General features: G+C 57.3%; 4 protein-coding genes. 1 reads left to right on the top strand and 3 read right to left on the bottom strand.

All coding sequences use genetic code 11. The annotated features are described in order from the left end of the window. Positions 1–1,079: glycosyltransferase family 4 protein (locus WCA53_RS25550; RefSeq protein WP_423916986.1), on the bottom strand; the 1,079-nt coding region annotated here is incomplete at its 3' end. Positions 1,080–1,391: 312 nt separating this feature from the next. Continuing rightward, the gene (locus tag WCA53_RS25545; protein WP_423916983.1) at positions 1,392–2,630 is read right to left on the bottom strand and encodes a glycosyltransferase family 4 protein; all 1,239 of its coding nucleotides are present in this window, start codon (positions 2,628–2,630) and stop codon (positions 1,392–1,394) included. Positions 2,631–3,091: 461 nt separating this feature from the next. Here WCA53_RS25545 and WCA53_RS25540 point away from each other — a divergent pair, with 461 nt between their 5' ends. Beyond that, entirely contained in the window at positions 3,092–4,345 is a 1,254-nt protein-coding gene (locus tag WCA53_RS25540; RefSeq protein WP_423916981.1) for an oligosaccharide flippase family protein, read from the top strand. Positions 4,346–4,447: 102 nt separating this feature from the next. On the opposite strand, the gene WCA53_RS25535 is transcribed toward WCA53_RS25540, so the two are convergent. Then, a complete protein-coding gene (locus tag WCA53_RS25535) occupies positions 4,448–5,482 on the bottom strand; it encodes a glycosyltransferase family 4 protein (RefSeq protein ID WP_423916979.1) in 1,035 nt (344 codons plus the stop codon).

The following is a 5,482-nucleotide window of genomic DNA, read 5'->3' as shown; positions in this document are numbered from 1 at the left end:
GTCAGTGCCGCCCTGAAATTCTCAGCAGAGAACCGCTCGGCGTTCGCTCGACAGGCCTTGGGTTCAAAACGGCGCGAATGACGCTCAAAGCAATCGACAGCTTCCAGCAAGGACTCGAGCGTCTGCTCCCTGAAGAAGACGCCTGTCGAGCGCTCCCGTGGATAGCCAATGACCGATTCGAGCGCGCCGCCCTTGCCGAATGCGATGACCGGCGTGCCACACGCCTGTGCCTCGACGATCGAAATTCCGAAATCCTCCTCCGCGGCATACACGAAGGCGCGAGCGCGCTGCAGATGATCACGGAGTACCGTGAAGGGTTGATAGCCCATGATCTGGACATTAGGGCCCGCGACGGCCTTGATCTTGGCCATGTCGGGCCCGTCGCCGATCACAACCAGACGTCGCTCAGGCGTCTTCGAGAACGCCTTCACGATCAGATCCATTCGCTTGTACGGGACCATGCGCGAAGCCGTGAGATAGAAGTCGTCCTTGTGCGTGCCGACAAGGAAACCGCTAACGTCGACCGGTGGATAGATCACCGTCGAATCGCGCTGGTAAGCTTTCTTGATCCGCCGCGCAATGTAATGCGAGTTGGCAATAATGCAATCGACACCATTAGCCGAACGCGCGTCCCAGCCGCGAATATAGTGAAGCAGGACGCGCGCCAGGATCGATTTGAATCCCGACGCGAGACCCGACTCTTTCAGGTACTGGTGCTGCAAGTCCCAGGCATAACGGATGGGCGAATGCACGTAGCTGACATGCAGTTGATCGGGACCGACCAGTACGCCCTTGGCGACCGCGTACGAACTCGACAAGACCAGGTCATAGCCCGACAGATCGAATTGCTCAATGGCAAGCGGCATCAACGGCAGGTAGCTTCTGTAGCGCTTGCGCGCAAACGGCAGCTTCTGGATAAACGACGAATACACCGTCCGGTCCTTAATGAAGCTGCGATCCTCCAGAAAATCGACAATGGTAAAAATGTCAGCGCGCGGAAAACAAGCCAGCATTTGTTGCAAGACCTTTTCTGCGCCTCCCGAGACCACAAGCCAATCATGCACGATTGCGACTTTCACATGACTCTCACTTTTCAATAGTAGACAGTAAGATCCTGAGCGTGCGGATCGCGAGCTTTATGGTAGGTGGCGAGTATTGCGGGTGGTGTGCGGTTCCGCACATAAGGCACTTTCAATGCCGCATTGCGGCATTGAAAGTGTGCTGAATTGCAACAGCGCTTGACTGGTCAAATGGACCGCGGCAAGCAGTCAATAGGACTCTGATGCGTATGACGCAGCATCGGGGATCACAGGAACGTCCACCCTGCTTTCAATGCACGGCATCGGACAGGGTGAACGAAAAAATGCGTATGCGAATACGCAACAAATGCGTCACGGTGTACTGACTGACGCGACGGCGGGAGCGCGCCTGGACGCCGCCTTCAATGCGGCGTTGTACAAGTCAAGATACGCGCCGACCATCGCGTCCGGGCTGAAGGTCTCGGCATAGTCGAGCAGACGCTTGCGTATCCCGGAGTTATTTAATAGCTCAATTGCCTCGGTAATTTTATCGATGACTGTATGTGGCTGGTTGATGTCGAATATCAGATAGGAGTCCGGCTCGATCACCTCAGGAATTCCGCCCGTATTCGCACCGACTACAGGAACGCCATACGAGTAAGCTTCTACGGTCACTCGGCCAAACGGCTCGTTCCACTTCGACGGCACCACGAGGATGTCGATGCTTTGAAGGAAGGCCGCCGGCACGACATGGCCGAGAAAGCGTACGCGCGGATCGGTGTAGCGGGCCTTCAATTCGGCGAGATAGGCTGCGTCGCCTGTACCGCCTATGGACAGGCTCCATTCCAGACTCGAATCGCTTAGCAACGCGTCAAGCAGTACCTCTATGCCCTTCTCCGGCGATATCCGTCCGAGAACCCCAAGCCGCACGGCGCCGCCGTTATATATAGCGGGGGTTGCGTTCGACGTTGCGCTTTTCATCGGCAGATAACAATCGCTGATGACTCCCGTGGACGACGCGCCTGCGAAGAACCCGTTGTCAATATGCTTTTGCAGGACGAACTGGCTGACGCCGATCACGGCATCGACGCGTTGCGACGCAGTCCTCTTCGGCCCTGCATAGCGAGCGCACATTGCGCACTGTTGCTCGCACGACTTGTTATGCGAGAGCATCTTCGATGTCGGGCACATCAGGTAATAGTCGCGGACGGTATGAACGATCGGCACGCCCGATTCGTTTGCCATGCGCCAGATGCCGATCGAAAGGCACGACAGGTTACTCGTGCTAATGAGGTCCGGCTTTTCTCGCGCAACGATCTTCTTTATTTTTCTTGCCATCAAGACGTTATGTACGTCGATGGCGTGCCACACCAGCTTTGCCAGCGGCGAGCGCTTCTTCGGCTGGTGCGGCCAGTACAGATTGGCGAAACGCAGATGATAGATCTTCACGCCGTTCAGTTCGCTCACTCGGTCGGAGCCAGAGCCTGTTGCACAGACGACACAAACTTCAACGCCCGCCGCAACCAATCCCTCCGCCAGAATCTGCGTCGAAATCTCCGCGCCTCCGACCATGTCGGGGTAATACAACGTATTGGCAATTAATATCTTCATTAGCTTCGCAGTCGTTCGTGGGCCGCATCGCGGGTGCAAGCGGCGGTCTCACCTAGCCGGCTTGACGTAATTAGACAACAACTCGCCGGGCCATACCGTTCGACACCCCACACGGCTGCTTCAGTCAGGCCGCACGGCACCGCGCTACGCCATTTATTCGTCGGTACAAATGTTGCTCATCGCACTGAGTGCGCTGGCGCGCGTATGTTTAAATTGCAGACGGCATCAATAGTTAGCGCGCTCGCAATGTATCTGTATGCAAAGAGCGCGCGCCTGTTTTCGATAAAATACACGGTGCAGTTTTTTGACGCACCTATGCTAATCTTGATCCGCTATTTCGCCTCGCGGACTGATGCGACGCGGCCCTTACGCGTTGCTTGGTTTGCCTGTTTCGCCACGCTCAGCCAGGCGCCGCAATCGGCGCAATGTTTAGGCACTACTCAAGCCGGGAATCCCTGTTGATGGCCTCTTTCCGGAAGAATTTTGCAGTATTAATGATGCTGCAGATATCGACCTATGCCGCGCCGCTGCTCACGTTGCCGCTGCTGACGCGCGTGCTTACGCCGGGCGGCTATGGACGCCTCGCCTTTGCGATGGCGTTTGTCAATTATTTCATCGCCTTGACCAACTATGGGTTCGGACTCACTGCGACGCCGCAAATCTCCATCAACCGCGACAACCGCCGGGAGCGCTCGCGCGTCTTCTGGGAAACGTTTTTGGCGCAAGCGTCTATTACAACAGCGGGTTTCATCCTGTTGCTGAGCCTGACGTTCATCTTTCCAAGGCTCGCCGAGGACCGCGACCTGCTTTTGCTTGGCTTCGGCATGGCTGTAGGTGCCATGCTGATCCCGACCTGGTATTTCCAGGGCGTTGAAGACCTGCGTGTAGTCGGCTCCATCGTCTTCACGGGCCGCGCGTTGAGCGTACCGGCCATGTTCCTGCTGGTACGCACTCGCGAGGACATTTACTGGGCGATGGGCGTCAACACATTCGTGCCGCTGCTATCGGGCATCGTGATCTGCATCTACCTGTATAGGCGCCGCGAACTCGACTTCGTCCGGACGCCCGTACGCGCTATTGCGGAGGCGTTGAAGCAAGGCTGGGGGGTTTTCATGGCATCCGCCGCCACCGAAATCTACGCCTCCAGCAACATCGTATTGCTCGCGTTGATCTCGGGCAATGTAGCAGCCGGTTACTTCGCCGCGGCCGACAAACTCATCCGGGCCGCGCTCGGCATGCTGACGCCGTTGAAAACCGCCGCGTATCCGCGCATCAGCTACCTGATGCACCACGCCCCTGCAGACGCCTTTTCGTTTCTTCGCAGGATGCTGGCCTTTCAGGGAACCATCGTCACGGTCATATCGCTTGTGATATTTGCCGGTGCGCCGCTCGCGGTCCGCGTCCTTTATGGACCGCAATTTCACGCGACCGTCGATGTCCTGCGCTGGATGGCGTTCGTGCCGTTGATGTCCGGACTCGCAGATGTATTCGGCGTTCAAACCATGCTTCCGCTCGGGATGAAGGCGCAGTTCAGCCGCGTGCTGCTCGGCTCGGCTGTATTGAATTTCGGGCTATTGCCAGTGCTTTCAAAGCTCTACGCTGAGCAAGGTGCTGCAGCAACGGTACTGCTGGTCCAAACCGCGATTGCGATCGCGATGGCCTCGATGCTCTATCTACAAAAGGTACCGTTCCTGAAGCGGCAAGTGCCCGAGTAAGACTCGGGCGCCGGTGTGGTCATCGTGATTTTCGCGTGCCTTCGGTCTTCCGGAGTCAAGTCCGTTAGCCGGCGCCTGGCAGCGCCGGCTAACAACGTGGATCTAACTCGCCGATGAAGGCATCGCGTGCTGCGCCGTCTTCGCGTAGCTTTCGCCGTACAAAACCTGCAGGAGCTTGCTCGCCGCGCGATCCCAGCGAAACTGCTGCACGTGGCGCAGGCCCATCTCGCTATAGCGCTGCCGCAGCTTTTCGTCGCTCATCATCAGCGCTATCTTGGCCGCGATATCATCGACCGATCTCGCGTTGCAATACATGGCCGCATCGCCACAGACTTCGGGCAGGGACGCCTCGTTCGACACAATCGCGGGACAACCGCAATACATCGCTTCGAGCGGCGGCAATCCGAAACCTTCATAGAGCGAAGGAAACACGAGGCACGCCGCATCGCCGTACAGCGCCTTCAACTCGCCATCAGAGACAAAGCCCGCCCACACAACCTGATCCGAATCGGGCTGTTTAGCGACGTGCTTCGAGTCGAAGATGCGCGGATTGGCGCCGCCCACGATAACGAACTTGATGTCACGCAAGTGACCAAGTTGCTTCACCGCATCGAGCACGCGTTGCAAATTCTTGCGCGGATCCAGACTGCCCACGACGACGCAATACGAGCCGCGGGTTAGCTTCAACCGGTCCAGTACCGATGGGTCGCTGACCACGCGATCAAGGTGATCGGCACCGTTGTGGATCACTGCGACGCGCGCTTCATCAATACCAAGGTGGTGACAAATACGCTCCTTCGAGAAGGCTGACACCGTCAGGACGACTTGCGCCTGACGATGAAGGATCGCAAATTTGAATCGGTACCAAAACCGGAATTTCTTCGAGAAGGCTTCCGGCACATCGTAGATTGCCATGTCGTGCAGCATCACGATCTGGCTGCGCTTTAACAGCGGACCTGTATTACAGAGACTAATCAGTGTCTGGCCGGTCGTTGCCATAGGCAGCGCAATCTGCTCCCACAGGTTGCCCTTTAGCCACCCGCACTGCCGCTTGCGCTTAAGGGAATTACCCGCTCCGGCCGCGTTTTGCGGCACTACGATTTCCAGTTCATCTGCCGGAGACTCGCCCGCCTGGAT

This window comes from Caballeronia sp., from assembly GCF_049581465.1.
Classification (GTDB): Bacteria; Pseudomonadota; Gammaproteobacteria; order Burkholderiales; family Burkholderiaceae; genus Caballeronia.
The sequence above is the reverse complement of the archived record's forward strand: the minus strand, read 5'-3'. Positions and strand labels throughout refer to the sequence as shown.